General features: G+C 46.3%; 21 protein-coding genes, 1 pseudogene and 1 riboswitch. Of the genes and pseudogenes, 9 read left to right on the top strand and 13 right to left on the bottom strand.

Annotated features, from left to right (window positions below; genetic code table 11):
• Positions 1 to 144: pseudogene (locus FC652_RS17735) on the top strand (ISAs1 family transposase); the annotation flags it as partial.
• 159 nt (positions 145 to 303) lie between these two features.
• On the opposite strand, the gene FC652_RS17730 reads toward FC652_RS17735, so the two are convergent.
• The 7 genes from FC652_RS17730 to FC652_RS17700 form a co-directional block, all read right to left on the bottom strand.
• Entirely contained in the window at positions 304 to 2,325 is a 2,022-nt protein-coding gene (locus FC652_RS17730; protein WP_176299617.1) for an alpha-amylase family glycosyl hydrolase, read from the bottom strand.
• Positions 2,326 to 2,578: 253 nt separating this feature from the next.
• The gene (locus FC652_RS17725; protein ID WP_011151663.1) at positions 2,579 to 3,013 is read right to left on the bottom strand and encodes a YccF domain-containing protein; all 435 of its coding nucleotides are present in this window, start codon (positions 3,011 to 3,013) and stop codon (positions 2,579 to 2,581) included.
• Between the two features lie 151 nt (positions 3,014 to 3,164).
• Complete coding sequence (locus tag FC652_RS17720; protein WP_176299616.1) at positions 3,165 to 4,817, bottom strand: phosphoethanolamine transferase; 1,653 nt, start codon at positions 4,815 to 4,817, stop codon at positions 3,165 to 3,167.
• A gap of 5 nt (positions 4,818 to 4,822) precedes the next feature.
• Positions 4,823 to 5,179, bottom strand: coding sequence for a diacylglycerol kinase (locus FC652_RS17715; protein ID WP_011082289.1), 357 nt, complete (start codon positions 5,177 to 5,179; stop codon positions 4,823 to 4,825).
• A 331-nt stretch (positions 5,180 to 5,510) separates the two neighbouring features.
• A complete protein-coding gene (locus FC652_RS17710) occupies positions 5,511 to 6,791 on the bottom strand; it encodes an ATP-binding protein (RefSeq protein WP_176299615.1) in 1,281 nt (426 codons plus the stop codon).
• A gap of 9 nt (positions 6,792 to 6,800) precedes the next feature.
• Positions 6,801 to 7,505 (bottom strand): response regulator, encoded by a 705-nt coding sequence (locus FC652_RS17705; protein WP_176299614.1) that lies wholly within the window; start codon positions 7,503 to 7,505, stop codon positions 6,801 to 6,803.
• A 278-nt stretch (positions 7,506 to 7,783) separates the two neighbouring features.
• Entirely contained in the window at positions 7,784 to 8,419 is a 636-nt protein-coding gene (locus FC652_RS17700) for an NAD(P)-dependent oxidoreductase (RefSeq protein ID WP_176299613.1), read from the bottom strand.
• Between the two features lie 119 nt (positions 8,420 to 8,538).
• Between FC652_RS17700 and FC652_RS17695 the strand changes: the two genes are divergently transcribed.
• Positions 8,539 to 9,441: a LysR family transcriptional regulator gene (locus FC652_RS17695; protein WP_176299612.1), complete on the top strand. Its 903-nt coding sequence runs from the start codon at positions 8,539 to 8,541 to the stop codon at positions 9,439 to 9,441.
• Between the two features lie 34 nt (positions 9,442 to 9,475).
• Here FC652_RS17695 and FC652_RS17690 read toward each other — a convergent pair whose 3' ends face one another.
• A complete protein-coding gene (locus FC652_RS17690; RefSeq protein ID WP_130341491.1) occupies positions 9,476 to 10,195 on the bottom strand; it encodes an SDR family oxidoreductase in 720 nt (239 codons plus the stop codon).
• Between the two features lie 140 nt (positions 10,196 to 10,335).
• On the opposite strand from FC652_RS17690, the gene FC652_RS17685 reads away from it, so the two are divergent.
• The gene (locus FC652_RS17685) at positions 10,336 to 11,250 is read left to right on the top strand and encodes a LysR family transcriptional regulator (RefSeq protein ID WP_176299611.1); all 915 of its coding nucleotides are present in this window, start codon (positions 10,336 to 10,338) and stop codon (positions 11,248 to 11,250) included.
• On the opposite strand, the gene FC652_RS17680 is transcribed toward FC652_RS17685, so the two are convergent.
• A complete protein-coding gene (locus tag FC652_RS17680; protein WP_176299610.1) occupies positions 11,237 to 11,587 on the bottom strand; it encodes a DUF3147 family protein in 351 nt (116 codons plus the stop codon). The two genes, FC652_RS17685 and FC652_RS17680, sit on opposite strands and share 14 nt — an antisense overlap.
• Before the next feature lie 129 nt (positions 11,588 to 11,716).
• Positions 11,717 to 12,013, bottom strand: a complete 297-nt coding sequence (locus FC652_RS17675) for an isoamylase early set domain-containing protein (RefSeq protein ID WP_176299609.1) — start codon at positions 12,011 to 12,013, stop codon at positions 11,717 to 11,719.
• A 217-nt stretch (positions 12,014 to 12,230) separates the two neighbouring features.
• Here FC652_RS17675 and FC652_RS17670 point away from each other — a divergent pair, with 217 nt between their 5' ends.
• Positions 12,231 to 12,575 carry a hypothetical protein gene (locus FC652_RS17670; protein ID WP_255199183.1) on the top strand — a complete coding sequence of 115 codons (345 nt, stop codon included), beginning with the start codon at positions 12,231 to 12,233 and terminating at the stop codon, positions 12,573 to 12,575.
• A gap of 48 nt (positions 12,576 to 12,623) precedes the next feature.
• Complete coding sequence (locus FC652_RS17665) at positions 12,624 to 13,223, top strand: thiol:disulfide interchange protein DsbA/DsbL (protein WP_173652436.1); 600 nt, start codon at positions 12,624 to 12,626, stop codon at positions 13,221 to 13,223.
• Between the two features lie 63 nt (positions 13,224 to 13,286).
• Here FC652_RS17665 and ribB read toward each other — a convergent pair whose 3' ends face one another.
• Positions 13,287 to 13,943: a 3,4-dihydroxy-2-butanone-4-phosphate synthase gene (ribB, locus tag FC652_RS17660; RefSeq protein ID WP_017791512.1), complete on the bottom strand. Its 657-nt coding sequence runs from the start codon at positions 13,941 to 13,943 to the stop codon at positions 13,287 to 13,289.
• A gap of 96 nt (positions 13,944 to 14,039) precedes the next feature.
• A riboswitch (FMN riboswitch) is annotated at positions 14,040 to 14,180 on the bottom strand.
• 197 nt (positions 14,181 to 14,377) lie between these two features.
• Here ribB and FC652_RS17655 point away from each other — a divergent pair.
• The 4 genes from FC652_RS17655 (at position 14,378) to FC652_RS17640 (ending at position 17,100) form a co-directional block, all read left to right on the top strand.
• Positions 14,378 to 14,917, top strand: coding sequence for a hydrolase (locus FC652_RS17655; protein WP_176299608.1), 540 nt, complete (start codon positions 14,378 to 14,380; stop codon positions 14,915 to 14,917).
• Positions 14,918 to 15,033: 116 nt separating this feature from the next.
• On the top strand, positions 15,034 to 15,834 hold the full coding sequence (locus FC652_RS17650) for an HAD family hydrolase (protein ID WP_176299607.1): 801 nt from the start codon (positions 15,034 to 15,036) through the stop codon (positions 15,832 to 15,834).
• 149 nt (positions 15,835 to 15,983) lie between these two features.
• On the top strand, positions 15,984 to 16,274 hold the full coding sequence (locus FC652_RS17645; RefSeq protein ID WP_176299606.1) for a hypothetical protein: 291 nt from the start codon (positions 15,984 to 15,986) through the stop codon (positions 16,272 to 16,274).
• A 382-nt stretch (positions 16,275 to 16,656) separates the two neighbouring features.
• Positions 16,657 to 17,100 carry a TetR/AcrR family transcriptional regulator gene (locus tag FC652_RS17640; RefSeq protein ID WP_176299605.1) on the top strand — a complete coding sequence of 148 codons (444 nt, stop codon included), beginning with the start codon at positions 16,657 to 16,659 and terminating at the stop codon, positions 17,098 to 17,100.
• A gap of 322 nt (positions 17,101 to 17,422) precedes the next feature.
• Here FC652_RS17640 and FC652_RS17635 read toward each other — a convergent pair whose 3' ends face one another.
• Positions 17,423 to 18,199: a phosphatase PAP2 family protein gene (locus FC652_RS17635; protein WP_176299604.1), complete on the bottom strand. Its 777-nt coding sequence runs from the start codon at positions 18,197 to 18,199 to the stop codon at positions 17,423 to 17,425.
• Between the two features lie 107 nt (positions 18,200 to 18,306).
• Complete coding sequence (thiD, locus tag FC652_RS17630) at positions 18,307 to 19,146, bottom strand: bifunctional hydroxymethylpyrimidine kinase/phosphomethylpyrimidine kinase (RefSeq protein ID WP_176299603.1); 840 nt, start codon at positions 19,144 to 19,146, stop codon at positions 18,307 to 18,309.
• Between the last annotated feature and the right edge of the window lie 35 nt (positions 19,147 to 19,181).

Raw genomic sequence — 19,181 nt, 5'->3', positions numbered from 1 at the left:
GCTGTTGAAAACATCGCGTTGTTTAGACGTTTTGTCATGAATATGCTCAAGCAATGCGACTGTGGTGCTCCGAGCCAAAAAGTGAAGATGAAGAAAGCGGGTTGGAACGATGATTATAGGGCAAGAGTCTTCTTGGGGTTATAAATCCACCAAAGTATGCTCCCGCCCTGTTTTTTAACCGACTTCACAATTCTGTTGGCATGGGTGTGAGCTCGTCCTAATCACAATGAAAAAAAGGGATGCTTGTTAAAGCATCCCAAACTAGCGGGCAGTGGTGCCCAGCTCTATGCCGCCGAGTTGGCGTTACTCAGCACATTTTGATGCCATCATGTTCAATGGCGCTCCTTGTTCGTTAAACTGTAAACTCCACACATAAAGACCTTCATCCATGATGGTAATGGTAGTGTCTTTGCCATAGCCACCGTAGCTGAGTGCACTCTCTTGGCCAAGCATCAAACTCTGTCCCGTTGCGGTAAACTGTGGTTCCCAAGTTTTTGTGGCATATTGCATGCGGTAGCTACCGGGTTTCTCCGTGGTCACGACTTGATAGACGCCGCTGCCTTTGTAGTCGAATTGACGATGCGTTTGGTGTTGCCAGCCGGAATCGCTGAAATCGCCGACCACATAAAGAGTTTGCTTCAATGGGCCTGATTCATTGACGCTAGGGTTGTCACATTGCGCCATAAACCCCTCACCCACGCCACTGGTTGAAGCCGCTGTTTTTTTCGTTGGGCCTGCAGCAGAAGGCAGATTGACTTTGAGGAAGCGTGCTTCTAATGGGGCCAAAGTAATCTGATATTGACCGTCGGTCAGTGTGATTTCTTCGTCATTGATGAGGTCTGTTAAGCTGCCCTCAGAGCCGGCTTGGATGGCATCGAGCGATACGTGTTGCAAGTTCTTACTGATGTTTGCCACGTAGATGATGGTTTCATCATCGGTGCTTTTGTGGTCTGAATAGGTTTTCGCATCCGCGAGCAGATTCACTCGTTTTCCTTTGGAGAGTGCAGGATGTGCCGCTCTCATCTCCATCAAACGTTTGACGTAGTGTTTGAGCTCTTGCTCGTTGGCATTCAGGGTCGCTGTCACACCTTCAATTTTGCCACTTGAGCGCGCAACGTGATCATCGCATAAGCCTTTGACCGCACAATCTAGTTCCACTTTTGTTGCGAAGTTATCGACTTGGTCACCGATTTCGTCACCGTAATAGAAAGTGATAGGGCCGGTATACGCGGCTTGAAAAGCAAACACCGCTTTGTGTCGTAGCCAATACTCTTCGTCTTGTGGCTGAGCAATATTGCCACGCTGTAGGAGGTCGCCAAAGCGAACCAGGTCGTGGTTGCCGATCATCAGATTCGGTTGGGCATGCTCAGGATAAAGCCCATGGAGATTCATGCCTTCTGCTAGCCATTGTCCCGATTTACCGCCAACACCCGCTTCATTCACACCAAAAGTCTCTACCAAACGGTAGCGGACCGGAAAATCAAACGCGGAGCAAAGGGCCGGACTTTCATTGCTGCCATAGCCGGTTTCAATGATGCGGTTTTCTCCCGCCCAGATTTCCGCCACCATGTATCCAAGCGGATTGACGGTTTCGCCTTTGCTGTTGGTGTACGTCACGGCTTTAGAAGCGTTATCTACCGTTTTGCGAATCTCCACCCAAGCCTCTTTTGGTACTTGATAGGCTTGGTCTAAACGCCAACCATCAATCTTCAACTCTTTGATCCAAAATTCGGCCACTTCTTGATAGAAGGCGAGGCTCTCTGGATAGTCGACCGGGTTGTTGCTTCCTGCAGGCAGCTTGCCTGTGGGGGATGCCGCTACATTGCCTTTGTGATGACCAAATACGCCATCAAAGAACACGTACAAGCCACGGGCATGCGCTTCTTCGACCAAACGTTTAGCGTCTTGCATCGTGCCAAAACGCGGATCGACCTCGAAGTAATTGGTGGCAAAGTAGCCAGTGGCATCAAGGCGATCTGCCCAATGGTCTTGCCCTGCTTTAGGCTCGGAATTGAAAATCGGCGTCAGCCAAATGCCATTCATACCCAAAGATTGAATGTAATCGAGCGAATCAATAATCCCTTGAATATCGCCTTGGTGATGACTGGTTCCATAACCAGTGCCATGGCCAATTTGATCATCGCCGTTGACAAAGCTCTCCACCATCACCTGATAGATACGTAAGTCATCGGCTTGCTCCGTTGCGAATATGTCGCAGCGGTATGGGTTGTCGATAACCGGTATCTCAATGTTAGAGGAAGTATTACAACCAATGAGTAAAGCGGTGGTTATAGCCAATGGGAGCGTTGTCAGTGCCAGTTTCACGTTGATTTCCTTGTTAGATTTTTATCCAAGTATTGATGAATAATTAATTAATATAATCAGCCTCTTAACGTGAAATTGAGGAGGAGATAAAAGGATGAGAGATCGGAATCACAACGATTGGCCACTTTTGTTATACAAAGCATCTAGCCGGTCACGAAATGGGCAGGTGTATAAAAAAACACCTTCTAAAAAAGAAGGTGTTTTTGTCGTCAGTGTCACAAAGGTGTTTTTTTGAGCACTGGCTGCAATCTTATTATCGGCTGCGGTTGTGGTATCGCGCAGCTTCCGCCACTTCGACCGGCACGATGGTTTGGCCAATCGGTGCCAGTGAGATCACCGCCAGTTTGAGATGTTGCAGCGCGAATGGAATACCAATGATGGTAATAAAACACGCTACAGCAGAGAGAATATGACCAATGGCCAGCCACACGCCTGCGACCAAGAACCAAATCACGTTGCCAATGAGCCCTAGTGGTCCTGTGCCAATATCGCGCTTATTGGTCAGTTCGTCACGATAGACCGCCTCTGAACCAAAAGGAAAGAAGGAGAAATTACCGATGACGAAGCACGCTCTTCCCCACGGGATCCCGATGATACTGATAAAAGCCAAAATGCCGAAAAACCACCAAGCGAGCCCCATAAAAACGCCGCCAAACAAAAACCAAATAATATTTCCGAGAGTTCGCATATGTGTTCCTAAACCCAGTGAAATGAAGCGTTGAGTATCCATAGACTAGATTAATCTGAGATGAACGAGAAGCGGGTAAGCCAAATAAAAACGTCATAAAACAAAGGGGGCCAATTTAGGCCCCTAGTATAATATTGCTCTTTATTTGTCCTTATTGAGCACGACACTGCATAAAGAGATCAAGGGTCGCATCGTACTCACTGGTACTCACATCCATCACGCCGAGCAGTGAATGGAAAATGTAATCATGCGAGTAGGTATCGGTTTGCTTGGCTTGCTGCTTAAGGCAGTCAGCATTGATCTGTTTTGCCTGGGCAAAACCCGGTGACATCCAAAGCATCAGCGGTACTTTTGTTTGGTATTCCGGGGCTAAACTGTAAGGCATGCCATGTAGGAACAAACCATTCTCGCCAAGAGATTCCCCGTGGTCAGAAACGTAAATCAGCGCCGTGTTGTAACGCTCCTCAAGTGCCTTGAGCTTATTGATAGTTTGGCTCAGTACATAATCGGTATAGAGAATGGTGTTGTCGTAAGTGTTGACGATCTGTTCTACCGAACAGTTTTCGATGTCGGCACGCGGACAATCGGGCATAAAGGCCGCTTTGTCTTTCGGATAACGTTGGAAATACGTTGGGCCGTGGCTGCCAATCAAATGGAGTGCCAACACACGGTTACCCTTTAGATTCTCGACATCCTGCTCGAAGTTTTCCAGTAACGCCATGTCATAGCAGGTGCTGCCATTACAAAGCGCATCTTTACGAGAGCGATCGACGGTAAACAGAGGAATGTTTTTCGCCACATCTTTGTCGCCACCGTCATTTTCTTTCCACAGAAGTGACACACCTGCACGGTTTAAGATGTCCAGTGCATTATCTTGATTGTCTGCTGTTGGGCGGTCAAAGTTTGAGCGTGTCATGTTAGAGAACATACATGGTACGGAGACTGCGGTTGCGGTACCACATGAGCTGACATCTTGGAATGAGATCATGCCCAATTCGTTGGTGTATTGGTTCGTAGGACGGGCATAACCGTTCGCTTGGTAGTTTTGCGAACGTGCCGTTTCACCGACGACAAAAACCAGCAAGGTCGGCTTTTGCTCCGCTTGTTGTAGAGCCTGTTCTGACTGTTTGGCATCAAGGCCCAATTGGCGGTAGGGCTGCGGTGTGGAAAAGTAGGTATCGCGAACATACTTTGTGGCACTGTACACATACTGAGTCGGGATGATCATCTTTTTCAGATGGGTATTGTTTCGCCCAATAGATGCGTAATCTTGGTAATAAAGGCCTGCAATCACCGCGATCACGGCCAAAGAAGCGAGCATACTCGCTGCTTTCTTCGCCACCATGTGCAGCGTAGAGCCTGATAGGCTCAAATTCAGTTTGCACACCAACAGCGCAGGTACTACGCCCATCAACAAGGTCCAGATGACAGAATATGTGCTGAGGTATGATCCTGCTTCGCTGCTGTCTGTTTCCATGATGTTGGCAATCATGCCGTAATCAAACAAAGTGCCATAGTTGTAGCCGGCATAGCTTACCATCGCAGAGAGCAGAAGCAGCACCGCAAAGAAAGGCTTACTTAGCCAAGGCCAACTGAATAAGTTGAACAAGAAGTTCAATGCCGCAAGGAAGAAGATAGGGACTGAAATTACAAAACCCACCTTGACAGAGTCAAGGTGGCTAATGATGCTGAACAGTTCTTTGTAAATCGGCAAATTAACGATGGTGGCGAAATAGATCGCCAGCACCAAAGTGAATGTGGTGTAAGAGCATTCACGATTAAACAAGGTTTTGATTCGATTCATTGTGGTCACAGCAATACACTCGCCCAAACAAACAGCGCCAGTGCTAAGGCGACGAAGACGGCAGCAGAGCCGATGTCTTTCGCTCGGCCGCTGAGTTCATGCCAATCGTCACTAATGCGGTCTACGACGGCTTCTACCGCAGAGTTGATCAGCTCAACAATAACCACCAACAATAAGCTAGAAACCATGAGAATTCGCTCAATGGTCGTCACTGGGAGGAAGAACGCGGTGATGGTTAGCGCGGCGGTCAGAAGAATTTCCTGACGAAAAGCAGCCTCGTTAATCCATGCGGCTTTCAAGCCTTTCATTGAATAGCCCGTTGCGTCGACAATACGACGAATACCTGTTTTTCCTGGTTTCAAAATATAACCCTACTACTTGTTATTAATGGGAAGCTCAAAGCTGGTTGTGGCAAATGAGTAGTTAGCGGTCGCTAAGCGACTTCAACGCTCGTCAAGCAAATGTGAAAAGAAGTGAAAATAGAGGCGTTGGGAAAGATTAAGCTCGTCAACTGCGCGTTTCGGCACCAGTAACGTAAGAATCACAACGTAAAGTTGTCCTTGTTATCACTTCTGTCAATGACTAGGTTGAAATGTACAGCGTTTTATTATGGAAATCAGTCACGCACGTGTAATGAATTGTCGCGCTTTGTAAGATTGGTAAGGTGAATGATGCCGAGGGCATCATTCTGTGTTAGAGGGAAAAACGAATGATGAAGCAGGCACCGCCCAGCGGGCTATGGGCAACGTGTGCACTGCCGTTGTGAATCTGGCAAATCTGTTTGACGATCGCCAATCCCAAGCCATAACCGCTGGTGGATTTGTTACGCGATTTGTCGGCGCTGTAAAAGGCATCGAACAGGTAAGGCCAATCTTGTTCGGCGACGCCTTTGCCATCATCGTGTACTTGAAATTCCAACTGCTCGGCAGTGTGTGTCACTTGAATGCGAACTTGTGTTTGGGTGTAGCGCATCGCATTACGCACCAAATTGTCGAGCGCTCTTTTCACAAGGTGAGGATCAACATTGACTTGATCACAACAGCTCTCGATCTGCAAATGGATGGGATGATAGGTTTCGCTCTGCCATTTTCTCACGAGGGTTTCACACCAAGGCTGGAGAGAAATCGCCTGTGTGTGCAACTGAGCTTCGGGCCTTTCCATTTTTGCGTAGTAGAGCATCTCTTCTACCATGGCTTCCATTTCATCAATGTCTTCCACCATGCTGGAAACCGATTTTTGTTGCTTCTCGTTGAGTGGCGAGTCGGCAAGTAAATCGGCTTGCCATTGCAGACGAAAAATGGGTGTGCGTAGCTCATGAGCCACAGCATTAGTCAAAACCTTGTTGCTGGTGATCAGATTGGCGATCTTATCCGCCATGACGTTGAAGCTTTTGTTCAAGGAGCCGACGGAATACCGGGCGGTGGTACGGGCTCGCGCGGACAAATCACCCGATGCAAAGGCCAATGTCACGCGTTCTAACTCACGAACTCGGCGACTTAGAAACCAAATCAAAATGACGCAATAGATAGCAAAGCCGATAATGAAGAACACCCAAACTAAATTACCGCTAAAATCGATGGCTTGCCTTAACGGTGATTGCAGATCTTCTTCTAAGTGATAGATGGTCGAGTTGGCGGAAAAGCGCATCCAAACATCAAAATCATCATCCAGATAAACCAGCATTGCAGGATCAACAAAAACCGCAGCAATCTCTTTTGGCAGCTGCTTTTGCTCGTAGATGGTTAAAATAGAACGCGTGGCTTCGGCGTAATTTTCCATCGCTTCGGTGAAATAGGCTTGGCCTTTTTCCTGATATAGCGGCGTTAGTAGATCATGAAACGCATTGATCTCGAATTCTGTCAGTAAACGATCGTAGTCGGTATTTAACTGATAGACGATAACCTCGTAGCCCCACAATGTGGCAAAAAACAAAAGAATCAGGCCAAAAAAGGCTTCCAGATAAATGCGCTTCATTTTCGGTGTTTATTCATTCCATGTGTCTGGCATAAACATATAGCCCTTGCCTCGAACCGTGAGAATTTTCTTTGGTGGTGTGGTGGTATCGTTGAGTTTTTTCCTCAATGTGACCACACGATTGTCAATGGTGCGATCCACGCCATCGTATTCGATGCCTCGCAAAGCCTTGGTCAAAGATTCGCGCGACAGCACTTGTTCTGCTGACGTGGCCAGCAGCCAGAGCAAATCAAACTCGCCATCGGTTAAATTGATGGTTTGATCGGCCAGTTGGCACTCTCGACGAATACGATTGAGTTTCAGCGCACCGTATCGGCAGTTGTTGGCGTCTTGGTTAACGGCCACATCTGGTCGTCTCAGTAGCATCCTCACCCGAGCCAGCAAAACGCGTGGTTTAATGGGTTTATTGACAAAGTCATCCGCGCCAATTTCCAACGCAGCCACGTGATCGAAATCGTCATCGCTGGCGGTTAACATCAGGATTTTTCCATTATAGGCGTCGCGAATTTGTCGACACGCGCTCAACCCATCTTGACCAGGTAACATCAGGTCAAGCAGGACGAGTGCAGGCTTTTCGTTGAGGATCATTTCAGGCGCATCCGTGCCATTATCAACGGTGATCACTGAAAATCCTTGTGACATAAAATAGTCACTTAACATCTGTTGGAGCTTGATGTCATCTTCAACAATGATCAACTTCTGGTCTTCTACCATGGTGTCATTCTATGCTTTGTTTTGTTGTTATATTGAGTACGTCATCAGAAGTACTGATATGAAACGAGAAGTTATACGACTCACTTCACCTTTTCAAATATAAATGACCACCAAGGAGATTGACAGCAGGAGGTTATCAGAATGGGCACAAAATCAATGTCGTCGTTTTGTATGACTTTGTCATGATCTTGAAGGGGCAACAGACAATGAGGCGCACACCTGAGCGCTTAATACGCTCAGGTGTGCTTGGTCAATTGAAGGGGCAACGGGCGGTGAGTTTAGTAAGCTACGCCAATACGCTGATTGAGGTACTGGTTCGTTTCTAATACATCGAGCATTGCCGCTGCGTAATCTGCCACGGAAATTTGGCTCTTACCTTCGTCGTCGCTGAGCAGTTGATCGCCTCCGACTCGGTAGTGATGGCGTTTCTCTCCCGGAAAAATTTCTGCCGCTGGACTGACAAAGGTCCAATCAACGTCGCTAGAGAGGGAACGAAATTGATCCAGTGCGTCTGATTGTGCTAACGCTTCTGCTTTATATTCTTCAGGAAACTCTGGCACGGTGACAAGTTTGACACCGGGTGCAACTTCCAAAGATCCTGCTCCACCTACCCATAAAAGACGCTTAACACCGACGTTGGCCAACTGCGTCAGTAACAATTGAGCGGTTTCAGCCACGATGCTGTGATCGTTGTTTGCTCTGCCACCAACGGCGGCAATAACGTAATCGGCATCTTGGAATGTTTGCGCCAGGTTGTGTGGCTGGCGAATATCAAATGGACGTCTCTCTACATCATCGCGTTCAATGGCATTGGGATTGCGAGCGATAGCAATCACATCATGACCGCGTTCGCGTGCTTCGTTGACAAGAGTACTGCCGATCCAACCTGTTGCGCCTAATATTGCTATTTTCATTTCTCTTCTCCGGTTCTACGAGGGTTCGTTATGGAGAGAGTCTACTCATGAGATATATCGGGATAAATAAACTTAAATGATATAGATTGTTTCAATAAATCGATCTAATAGAGATAGAAATGGACAGACTCGACGCCATCAAGAGCTTTATTGAAGTGGCTAATTGCCGCAGTTTTACCCAAGCAGCAGAAACTTTATCGCTAAGTCGGCTTCAGGTAACTCGGCATGTTCAAGAAGTAGAAAGCTGGCTTCAACAGCGTTTGCTGCATCGCACGACTCGAAAAGTCAGCCTGACGCACGCAGGCGAGCAAGCATTTATTCGATGCCAGCGAATTTTAGATGAAGCCGCGGCTTTGGAGTTGGATGCGGTTCAAAGCCGGGATTCGCTAACGGGGTCGATTCGCATTTCTGCTCCGATTGGTTTTTCGCAGCACCATCTTATTGATGCGGTCAGTGCATTTACCGAGTTGCATCCGCTTGTAATGGTTGACATCTTGGCCTCTGATCGCTTTTCGCAATTGGTTGATGAGCGCGTAGACGTCGCCTTGCGATATACCGATCAACCCGATGAGACGTTAATTGCGAGAAAACTGATGGATATCGATGCGGTCGTGTGTGCGACACAGGGGTATTTGGATGAACATGAGCCCATTGTCGTGCCGGAAGATTTAGCCAACCACAATTGCTTAGTCCATTTGAGTACCCACTTATGGCGATTCGTTGCCGATAATCAAATCTCAGAAGTATCCGTAAAAGGCAATATTCGGGCGAATGATCTCAGTACCTTATTAGGTGCGGCGCTGGCAGGGAAAGGTGTGATCCGTTTGCCATGTGATTTGGCCAATCCGCTTTTGCAACAGGGTAAGCTTGTCGCACTATTTACCCCCTATACTTTGCCTTCATCTTCCTTGTGGGCTGTTTATCTTTCTCGCAGTTATCAAACCCCGGTGGTGCGTCAGTTTATTGATTTTATTGCGCAGCGATGGGATCAGAATGTGCAATTGTGGCAAAGGCCTGCGTAGTTACAGGCCTTTGTGATGTGATAAGCATGAGCGGTTATGGCTGCTGCTTGGTCGGTGCTAGAGCGATTTCACGAATACAGACGTTTTGAGGTTGTTGGTAGGCAAACAACACAGTTCTCGCGACATCGTCTGCTGCCAACACGCCACCCATATCCACTTTCCATGCATCGTAACCGTCTTTGATTTGTTGCGATGTGGTGTGTGAAAGCAATTCGGTTTCGACCGCACCCGGTGCGATGGTCGTGACACGTACGTTAGAGGCCGCCACTTCTTCACGCACATTTTCAGAAATGGCATGCACAGCGAATTTGGTGCCACAGTATGCCGCGTGATCTGGGAAGGTTTTCTTACCTGCGATCGAGCTGATGTTAATAATGGTGCCGCTGTTGCGTGCTTTCATTGGCGCTAGCACCGCTTGCATACCATTTAGCAAACCAAGGACATTAACATCAAACATACGTTGCCATTCATTGGCTTCTTGAGTGTCAATCTGGCCAAGTAACATCACACCCGCGTTGTTTACTAATACGTCCGCCGGGCCATAGATTTCTTCTGCACGAGTAATCGCAGCATCAAAGGTGTTTTTATCGGTCACGTCCACTTGAGCACAAAGTGTGTTTGGCAAATTAAGCGCTTCTAGGCGCTCGACGCGACGTGCCAAGAGTAACAGTGGATGACCTTCTTCACTGAAACGACGCGCGATGGCTTCACCAATACCAGAGCTTGCACCTGTAATAACGACTAATTTTTTCATTTTGTGATCCTCTTTAAAAGCCGTTTTGGCTTGTTGATGCGTAGTTTATGAAAAGAATTTTTGTTGATATATATCGATCTAGTTGAAACTCTGTTGTTATATGGCAACAATAAAACATCAAAAGAAAAGAGAAACCGCCGATGCAAACACAGATCAATCTAGCGGATATCCGCTCCTTTGTGCTGATCGCACAACTTGGCAATTTCACCAAAGCCGCAGAAGCACTGGGAGTGTCACGCTCGCATGTGTCTCGCCAAATTAGCCAACTGGAGAAACAAATGGGGGTGACGTTGTTGATCAGAACCACGCGCACGCTCAAATTAACGGATGCGGGAAAAGCACTGTTTGCTCAGTGTGAGATGGCGCTGCATAGCATTGATCAAGCGGTATTGGCCGCGGTGGATGATATTGAAGCCGTTCGGGGTGAAATCCGGATTAACTGTGTGGGCGGTTACTTAGGGGAAGAGGTGATTGCGGAGGTCGTGGGTCAGTTTATGCAGCAATATCCGCAAGTACGAGTGGATTTGGATTTTAGCAGCCATCGTGTTGACCTGATTGAGGATGAATTTGATATCGCGTTTCGCATGGGCAAACTGGAAGATTCTGGTTTTGTCGCCCGCAAGCTGATTGATGTGGAAATGGGCACTTATGCCAGCCCGAACTACTTAGCGACGCACGGACGACCAGAACATCCGAAAGAACTGGATAAACACGCTTGTTTAACGGGCTCGGTGACGCGCTGGATCTTCCAACATCGGCAAACCAAGCAAACATCAGATTGCCAGGTGCGTGGGAAACTGCGTTGCAAAAATGGCCGAGTGATGCTGAAAGGGGCTTTGGCCGGAAACGGCATCATTCGTGTACCCACGCTTTACTGTATGCCAGAACTAGAACAAGGCTTACTGCAAGAAGTGTTTGAGGATTGGCATATTCCAAGTGTGGCGTTCTCTGCGCTGTATCATCGTGAACGTTATCAACCTAAGCGCATTCGAACGTTTATCGAGTTCACCAGCGATTATTTTCGTCAGTTACAAAAGAGCATTAAGTCAGTTTGATGCCAAAGTTTTTAACAATGAAAGCCACGCAGGCAAAGGAACTGATGGAAATCAGTGCGCAAAAGAATAAGGAAATCCAGAAGCTAAATCGTTCCATGAGATACGGAAAAATCAGAAACATGGGAAGCGTAGGGAGCACATACCAAAATGTGTAGTAGGCGTGATTCGTCAACTTATCATTACCTTGTCCTTCAAGGTGCATCCAAATCAGCGCGAGAATGGTCACGGTGGGGAGAGCGGCGATAAGCGCGCCCGCTTTGTCACTGCGTTTGGCGACCTCAGAAATAAACACCACGATCGCGGCGGTGATTAAGTATTTGGTGACAATCCAGTACATTGCATTTCCTTTGTTGTTTATTCGGCTCTCCTTACCGTGTTTTGCATAGTAGAGTGACTGAGCAAAAACTCAATGAAAAAAGGCGCATTTTGCGCCTTTCAACTCGATAGAGTGGCCATTGATTGGCCATTATTCGCTGGTCAAGACGAAACCATTGTCGCTACCAAAACTGTTGGCAACATAGCCATCAGCCTGCGGATCGTTACCCCATTGGTTTTGATTGAACAGATAGCGGAACTCCACTTTTTGTTCTTTCGGCAGGCGCGTCTTGAATTTAAATAAGCCACTTTTTTTCACCAAAGTCATAGGCTCTGGCTTCCAGTTGTTAAACTCCCCAACAACGTGCGCGCTTTCCCAGTTTTCTTGTTGAACCTCAAACGTCACTTCAACTTCGTCTTTGGTTTTGAAAAAGCGTTTTTTTAACATAACAATATCCTTATATTTCTCATAACAACGGCATAAGTATTACTCCTGTTTCATAGCGTTTGCAAGTTACCGAAGCTTGTTCGTAAAGATCGTGATAGGCATAGGGAACTGATAGGCAGAGAGAGAGTCTTACTGAGTTGTTTGCTGATAAGCTTTTGTTGTCTGGATTTTTGTTGTTACTCTAATGCCAACGCTGGAACCCAAGGAGAGATCACTTTTGTATTCGATTTTAAAAATGCCGTTTGTGATGGTGTTGGCTTTGATGCTGACGCTATTGGCATCGACAGAAATCGTCAAAAATACGGTGTTGCTCTCTTCTGAAGCGGTGGAACACGTGCAGGAGTCCAACTGCCCAGACGTTCATCATGAAATTCAGTTGGAAAGTCAGCAACCCTCTCATGGTTGCCATTCGGTTTGCATTGGTAAAATGCCCGCATCAAAAGGCAATCACGGGGCTTTTCAACAAGACTATTCCTTGGCATTGATGTCGAAAGATCAATCTGCCAAAGCAACTTCGATGCAAGAAGAGCGCTTTCGCCCTCCGATTTCTTCCCTTGTCTAATGTTCGGAAATTTATAACCACAATTCGATTATTCAAGGTATTAACATGATCAAAAAATTTGTTTTCATGCTCTCAGCGCTTTTGCTGAGTGTATCGGCTTATGCAGCGAAATTTGAGCAAGGCACTCATTACACGGTATTACCTACCGCCAAATCGCAGAAACCTGTCGTGACGGAATATTTCTCTTTCTACTGCCCACACTGTTACCGCTTTGAGGGTGTGGTGGAAAGCATGAAGAAATCTCTGCCTGAAGAGGCAAGATTTGAGAAAGTGCATGTTTCCTTTATGGGAGGCGAGATGGGGGTTCCTGTCGCCAAAGCGTACGCCACCATGGTGTCGCTGGATGCAGAAAAAACCATGGTTCCGGCGATGTTCACGCAAATCCACGAAAAACGCAAAGCACCACAAACGGAAGCTGAGTTGCGTCAACTCTTCATCGATAATGGTGTTGATGCCAAGAAATACGATGCGGCTTACAACAGCTTTGCTGTTAACTCGATGCAAAAGCGTTTTGATAAGCAGTTTAAGGAAAGTACCTTAACGGGTGTTCCGGGCGTGATCGTAAATAACAAGTACATCGTGAAAGCAGACAAAATCACGACAATTCAAGAATACAATGAATTGGTGAATTATCTGCTGACACTGTAAAGCAGAAAGAACCGCGAAGGCCAGCAACGCTGGCCTTATTCATACAGTATCTTTGAAGGTATTTTACGCCAATTTGAGATCGTACTGATTGCGGTACATCACCATGTCTTCAATGGTGAGCACTGGCATATTGTGCTGCTTGCCGAAGGCAATAATCTCGGGCGTTTTGGCCATGGTTCCGTCAGGATTGGTCAACTCGCACAATACACCCGCAGGTTGTAATCCAGCCATTTGCATCAGATCAACCGTGCCTTCGGTATGACCGCGACGAGCCAACACACCGCCTGGACGAGCACGCAACGGGAAGACATGACCCGGGCGCGCTAAGTCGTCTGCTTTTGCTAACGGGTTGGCCGCGGTTTTGATGGTGGTTACTCGGTCTTGTGCAGAAACACCTGTGGTGACACCTTGCTTTGCTTCAATGGAGACGGTAAACGCGGTTTGGTTGGCACTGTTGTTGTTAACGACCATGGGTGGCAGTTCCAACTTGTTGGCGTGCTCGTCGGTGAGGCACAAACACACAATGCCGCTGCATTCGCGAATCATCAACGCCATTTGTGCGTTAGTAAGGTGTTCAACGGAATAGATAATGTCGCCTTCGTTTTCACGATCTTCATCATCGAGCAGCAGTACGCCACGGCCCTCTTTGAGCGCAAGCAAAGCGTTTTCAACGCGAGTAATCGGATCGCCAAATTCGGCAAGTAGAGATGACTGATTCATGGTTAACTCCTAATAATCACCAGAATCAGGGCAGCATGAGGCTGGAAGTGTTTCTTCCAAAACGAAATGCACCAGAGCCAGAGGGCACTGGTGAAGTTTCATTCTCTCTCATCCGGACTATAACCGTCGGCTCTGGCCTCTCACCAGATCTGCTGACCTCGACGAATCGAGCGCTCGCGGGCTCACCTCATTCGGTATACCGCCGGTGGGGAATTTCGCCCCGCCCTGAGAATAAAAAATAATTTAGCTAAACGTCTGTCTCATACAGCACGTCAGCCGAAGTATGTTACTGCGGAAAAAGCATCAGGAAAAGTCACGCGTGTCTGTTTGTTTGATTTATGCACAGCTCTTATTGGCCTTTGGTCGTGATGTAGGCAACTGAAAAGCAAGCTATAGTGAAAGCAAACAGACGGGTTGGATGGATAGAGGTCAGCATGCTAGAGAAAGAAAAAACTGGGCTAATTGTAGTGGATGTGCAAGGGAAACTGGCGCAGATGGTGGATCAAAGTGAACAGATGATCACCAACATCACTAAGTTGATTGAAGGGGCAAAAATTTTGGGTCTGCCCATCATCTGGTTGGAACAAATCCCTGAAAACTTAGGTGCTACGGTTGCGCCTATCGCCAATGCGTTGCAGGGGCTTGAACCATTGCATAAATCGACTTTTTCTGGATGCGGTACAGCAGCTATCTGCAATGCCATCCAAGCGTGCAAAGTAGAGCAGTGGTTACTATGCGGCATTGAAGCGCACATTTGTGTCTATCAAACGGCAATGGACTTAAAGCAGCAAGGCTTTGAAGCCCATATTGTATGTGATGGGGTATCGTCTCGAGATCCGCAGAACAAAGCCTTAGCATTGAGAAAATTTGAAGCCAATGGCATCGCTTTGACGGGGGTGGAAATGTGCTTGTTCGAACTACTAAAAGATGGAAAAACGGCTGAATTTAAGCGCATGCTCCCTTTGTTTAGGTAGCGTCTATTCATTGAGTAAGACACTTTAGCAGTAAGCACGCTACCCTACGTGCTCTGTACATTTGAGCTAATTTCTGTTCACATGACAGCGTTTTTATCCATTTGAGCTTGAATGAAATGTCGTTACCAGAAATCAAATTTATTGCTGCCGATATGGACGGTACCTTGTTAGACGAATCGGGCCATTTAGACCCGATGTTTTTTGAACTTTTCCAGGCGCTTGATGAGCGAGGAATACTTTTCTCGGCCGCTTCTGGACGCCAATACTATAGTTTGCTTGAGACCTTCAAACCCATCAAAGATCAAATGATGTTTATTGCTGAAAATGGCACTTTGGTGATGCATCAAGACAAAGAGCTTTACAGTTGTGTGATTGATGATCATGACATCGTTGAGATTATTCAAGCTGCGCGTTCAGTCAAAGGCGCTCATATCGTTTTGTGTGGCAAAGATTCTGCTTACGTTGAAACAGACGATTCGCGTGCTTTGCAAGAGATCAGCAAATATTACCACCGTTGTCAGTCAGTGCCCGATTTGCTCGAGGTAAAAGGACCTTTTATCAAAGTCGCTATTTGTCATTTCGAAGGCTCACAAGAAAAGATTTTTCCAACAATGAATGCTGCATTTGGTCAAACGCATCAGGTGGTGATCAGCGCGAAGATTTGGCTCGACGTTATGAATGCCGAGGCGTCGAAAGGGTCGGCGATTAAGTACTTGCAACAATCGTTGGGTTTCACCTACGAGCAGACGATGAGTTTTGGTGACTATCTCAACGACGTTGAAATGCTAAAACAGAGCTACCATTCCTATGCGATGGCGAATGCTCACGAAACGGTCAAGCAAATAGCACGATTTGAAGCGCCAAGTAATCGTGAGGCTGGGGTTATGCACATCATTAAACAGCAAGTTTTAGGCTGATTTTCTCCTTACGGTGAGTTGCTATATCGAATAGCGCATTAGTTGGGGCTTTCTTAACTTGGATCAACATAAGGGGTGATTTCTCTTTGGGTTGTGTTTTTCTCTTCTACACTAACGTTGGGTTGCTACAAAAATGTTTGGAGGGAATCATGATTACGGTACATAGGGAATATCGGGTCAGCACCAAGCCAGAGCAATATGCGCACGTTGAAATCAATCCTGTTGGTCAGCTTGATGTTGAGATGATGGGAGAACAGAAACACTACGTTGCTGATTTTGAGCATTTGTCTTTCTCCAGTCATAGCCATGGTGTGGTCATCGAGTGCCAAAAGCTAAGTTCGCCTTGGAAAATGATGCTTGAGAAGGCAGACGCGCAAGAATTACGACATCTTGTTGAAGACGCTCAAGAAGAGTTTGAAATATTGATGCGAGATCTTTGACTAAGCAGTGCTGACAACTCAACATCATTGAACATTTGATATCTTCATTCAATCCTTCACCTTTTTGTGAGGGATTTTTTATATGTACTGATAAAGTTAGTATTCATTAAACAAATGGGTTGATCCTGGATGATTAATATAGGATGTTATCTTCTATTTTTGGGGTGGCGAGGTGGTTATAAAATGATATTGTCTAGATTTATTGGTATCAATAATTGATGCATATCGATTGTTTCTTGTGCTTTTTGAGCCTTATTGATAATAATAATAACGGATGATATGTGAAAGGATTCCGCTAAAGTCGGACCACTTTTTGTTGTTAGGACCTTGAGCCAACGTAAGGGAAGCGATAGGATTTGCCTGCTTTTAGCAGGAGGGGATTATGCCAAGAGTTAGTCAAGCTACGGCCAAAAAAACACGTCAAGCCATCGTTGATGCCTCATTTAAAATACTCCTGTTGGAAGGGTATGAGCATCTCACCTACAGCAGAATTGCAGAAAAAACAGGGGTGAGTCGTTCCTGCGTTAATGGCCATTTTAAGCGTAAAGAAGAATTATTAGGTGAGCTGAAGCCGAAAGCTGTTGAACAGATTGTTCAAGCACTTGAGTTCTCATCACCTGACGAGTTTTACAGCTCTTGGGTGAAGGCAGTGAACGAAGACCGTATGTTTAGAAATCTGATCCAAAATGTTGGTGAAATGATTTGCAGTGCAGAAGGGCGACAGTCGTTAATGAGCCGAATTTCAGGAGATCAAGAAGAAGTAGAGAAGGCGCTCTATATGGCGATAGGTTACGCAATCGTCCATATTAGCTGCCCGATATGCTGAGCTTTAAAGGAAAGTGTTCTTTGCAATAAATAGCCTATTATTCCTTATGTCAATATCACAAAAAAAACAGTAAATAACGGATGATAGGTTTTATTTCTTTCTTTTCCAATTCGTGTCGCTATAATGACCCCGTCTAAGTGAGTTGGTCCTCACAGACAACACTTTCTATGCTTTGGTTGTAAAACTAACTTAGCTTAAATAGCTTTTGGTCGCTTGGTTGTCCTACTTTTACCAATCGACCTTCTTTTCTCTCCCATTTTGAACACTATTCAGTTTTTGTCATTTTACCGCTTCATTATTGATCCCCATTTCTACCGTTTGCCTAATCTTGCCTCTTTGAGTTTTCGTCGGAAGCGATGATGCCCTTATCCAACAAAGTTTTCTCAATGTACTCAGGCAGTGGTAGCGAGTGGGGTAGAAGCAAGACCATCAAGAAGATAAATGCCAATGAGCCATAGAGATCGGCTGGGTGGTGCATACCCAACCACAAGCGGCTGTATGCCACAGCTATTGCCCAAGTGAGCGTCAACGTCAAAGCCAAATAGCGTTTTTGGTTAAGAAAAATACCACCAAAGAAAGCAACACAAAGGCTTGCAAATAGAGTGTGACCTGAAGGGAAAGAATAGTCAGTTTCTCCTAACCAATGTTGAAGTCGCCATTGACTCACTTCACCATCAAGGCGTTTTATGACCTCGTTTTGTTGCAGTCGGCTTAACTGATAGAAAGCACCGGGCGAATCAATCAGTTGGTGTGTGCTGATGACTTCCGTATAGGGGCGAGGTACTTCGGTCCCGAGTTTGAGAGCAGATTTACCGACAAAACTGAGTAAGAGCAATAGAACCAAAATAGGCATTTGTTTTACTACCGCAGCCCTTGTTATTGTTTTCGATAAGGCCAGTAGGGAAAAGGCGATAAGCGTAATGATGAAGCCTTTGCTGCCTGCTGAGTCGGTGAGCAGTGAAAAGAGTAATCCGTTTGCATCGGAGACACGAGAGAACAGGTCGATATGTTGTCCCAAGATAATGATCGGTACAAGGCCCAAACTCAAAACAGTCAGGGCCAGTAATCGTTGGCGTTTGGCAATCAGTAGCGTTTTCATTAAATGGCTTATGTGATGAAAAACGCTGATTATAGGCGACGGGGTCGTTCCTCTATATCAAGTTGCTGTCAAATCATGTGGATAAAAGAAAGATGAGTTTTCATAATTCAACGAACATGCATGTGCCCAGCAAAAAAGTGGTTAACAGGCCCTCTTCCTTTGCCGACAGAAAGTTCGTCAGCATGTGAAATGGCTTGCGATATATACTGTTTCGCAAGAAACACCGCTTTGTGCAGGCGATGTCCTTGGGCCAGATACGATGCGATGGCCGATGAAAGTGTGCATCCGGTGCCGTGTGTGTTGCGAGTCGCGTGTCTTTTACTGCGAATAAACTCACACACGTCAGGGGTGATCAAGAGATCACTGCTGTTTTCCCCATATTCTAAATGCCCTCCTTTGAGCAACACATTGCGACAGCCCAAATGCATTAACTCAGAGATCCCTTCGCTCATTTCGGTTTCACTATTGGGTAAAGGTTGGCCAGTCAGTTCCACATACTCAGGTAGGTTTGGCGTGATGATATCGGCCAACGGAATGAGTTCCTGCTTGAGTGCTGATACAGCTTTAGGTTCGAGTAAGGCGTGCCCGCTGGTGGATATCATCACAGGATCAAGAACGACATTTGAAGGGCGATAGTGACGAATTTTGTCTGCGACAAGTTGAATGATTTGGCTATCTGCCAGCATACCGATTTTTACGGCTTGGACATTTAAATCTGAAAACACCGCATCAAGTTGTGCAGCAATATGTTGTTCAGGAATAGGGAATACAGCGGTGACCCCTTGAGTATTTTGAGCGGTAATAGCGGTGATCACAGAGCACGCATAACCGCCAGTCGCGGAAATGGCCTTGATATCGGCTTGAATGCCAGCTCCTCCACTGCTATCTGAGCCTGCAATGGTTAAAACGGTGGGAATGGAAGGTCGATTGAGAGAAGTCAGTATCATCTTGCATCCTATGACAAGACGTACAGGAACTGTGT

It is taken from the genome of Vibrio sp. 05-20-BW147, from assembly GCF_013369385.1.
GTDB classification, from domain to species: domain Bacteria; phylum Pseudomonadota; class Gammaproteobacteria; order Enterobacterales; family Vibrionaceae; genus Vibrio; species Vibrio floridensis.
This window is presented reverse-complemented; position numbering and strand designations above follow the sequence as displayed.

Bases quoted from the DNA above. Each gene is read 5' to 3' on its own strand.
- FC652_RS17700 (WP_176299613.1), bottom strand. From the start codon at position 8,419: ATGAAAATAGCAATATTAGGCGCAACAGGTTGGATCGGCAGTACTCTT.
- FC652_RS17690 (WP_130341491.1), bottom strand. From the start codon at position 10,195: ATGAAAAAATTAGTCGTTATTACAGGTGCAAGCTCTGGTATTGGTGAA.
- FC652_RS17695 (WP_176299612.1), top strand. From the start codon at position 8,539: ATGGACAGACTCGACGCCATCAAGAGCTTTATTGAAGTGGCTAATTGC.
- FC652_RS17720 (WP_176299616.1), bottom strand. From the start codon at position 4,817: ATGAATCGAATCAAAACCTTGTTTAATCGTGAATGCTCTTACACCACA.
- FC652_RS17655 (WP_176299608.1), top strand. From the start codon at position 14,378: ATGCTAGAGAAAGAAAAAACTGGGCTAATTGTAGTGGATGTGCAAGGG.
- FC652_RS17685 (WP_176299611.1), top strand. From the start codon at position 10,336: ATGCAAACACAGATCAATCTAGCGGATATCCGCTCCTTTGTGCTGATC.
- FC652_RS17650 (WP_176299607.1), top strand. From the start codon at position 15,034: ATGTCGTTACCAGAAATCAAATTTATTGCTGCCGATATGGACGGTACC.
- FC652_RS17680 (WP_176299610.1), bottom strand. From the start codon at position 11,587: ATGTACTGGATTGTCACCAAATACTTAATCACCGCCGCGATCGTGGTG.
- FC652_RS17725 (WP_011151663.1), bottom strand. From the start codon at position 3,013: ATGCGAACTCTCGGAAATATTATTTGGTTTTTGTTTGGCGGCGTTTTT.
- FC652_RS17635 (WP_176299604.1), bottom strand. From the start codon at position 18,199: ATGAAAACGCTACTGATTGCCAAACGCCAACGATTACTGGCCCTGACT.
- ribB (WP_017791512.1), bottom strand. From the start codon at position 13,943: ATGAATCAGTCATCTCTACTTGCCGAATTTGGCGATCCGATTACTCGC.
- FC652_RS17645 (WP_176299606.1), top strand. From the start codon at position 15,984: ATGATTACGGTACATAGGGAATATCGGGTCAGCACCAAGCCAGAGCAA.
- thiD (WP_176299603.1), bottom strand. From the start codon at position 19,146: ATGATACTGACTTCTCTCAATCGACCTTCCATTCCCACCGTTTTAACC.
- FC652_RS17640 (WP_176299605.1), top strand. From the start codon at position 16,657: ATGCCAAGAGTTAGTCAAGCTACGGCCAAAAAAACACGTCAAGCCATC.
- FC652_RS17705 (WP_176299614.1), bottom strand. From the start codon at position 7,505: ATGGTAGAAGACCAGAAGTTGATCATTGTTGAAGATGACATCAAGCTC.
- FC652_RS17675 (WP_176299609.1), bottom strand. From the start codon at position 12,013: ATGTTAAAAAAACGCTTTTTCAAAACCAAAGACGAAGTTGAAGTGACG.
- FC652_RS17710 (WP_176299615.1), bottom strand. From the start codon at position 6,791: ATGAAGCGCATTTATCTGGAAGCCTTTTTTGGCCTGATTCTTTTGTTT.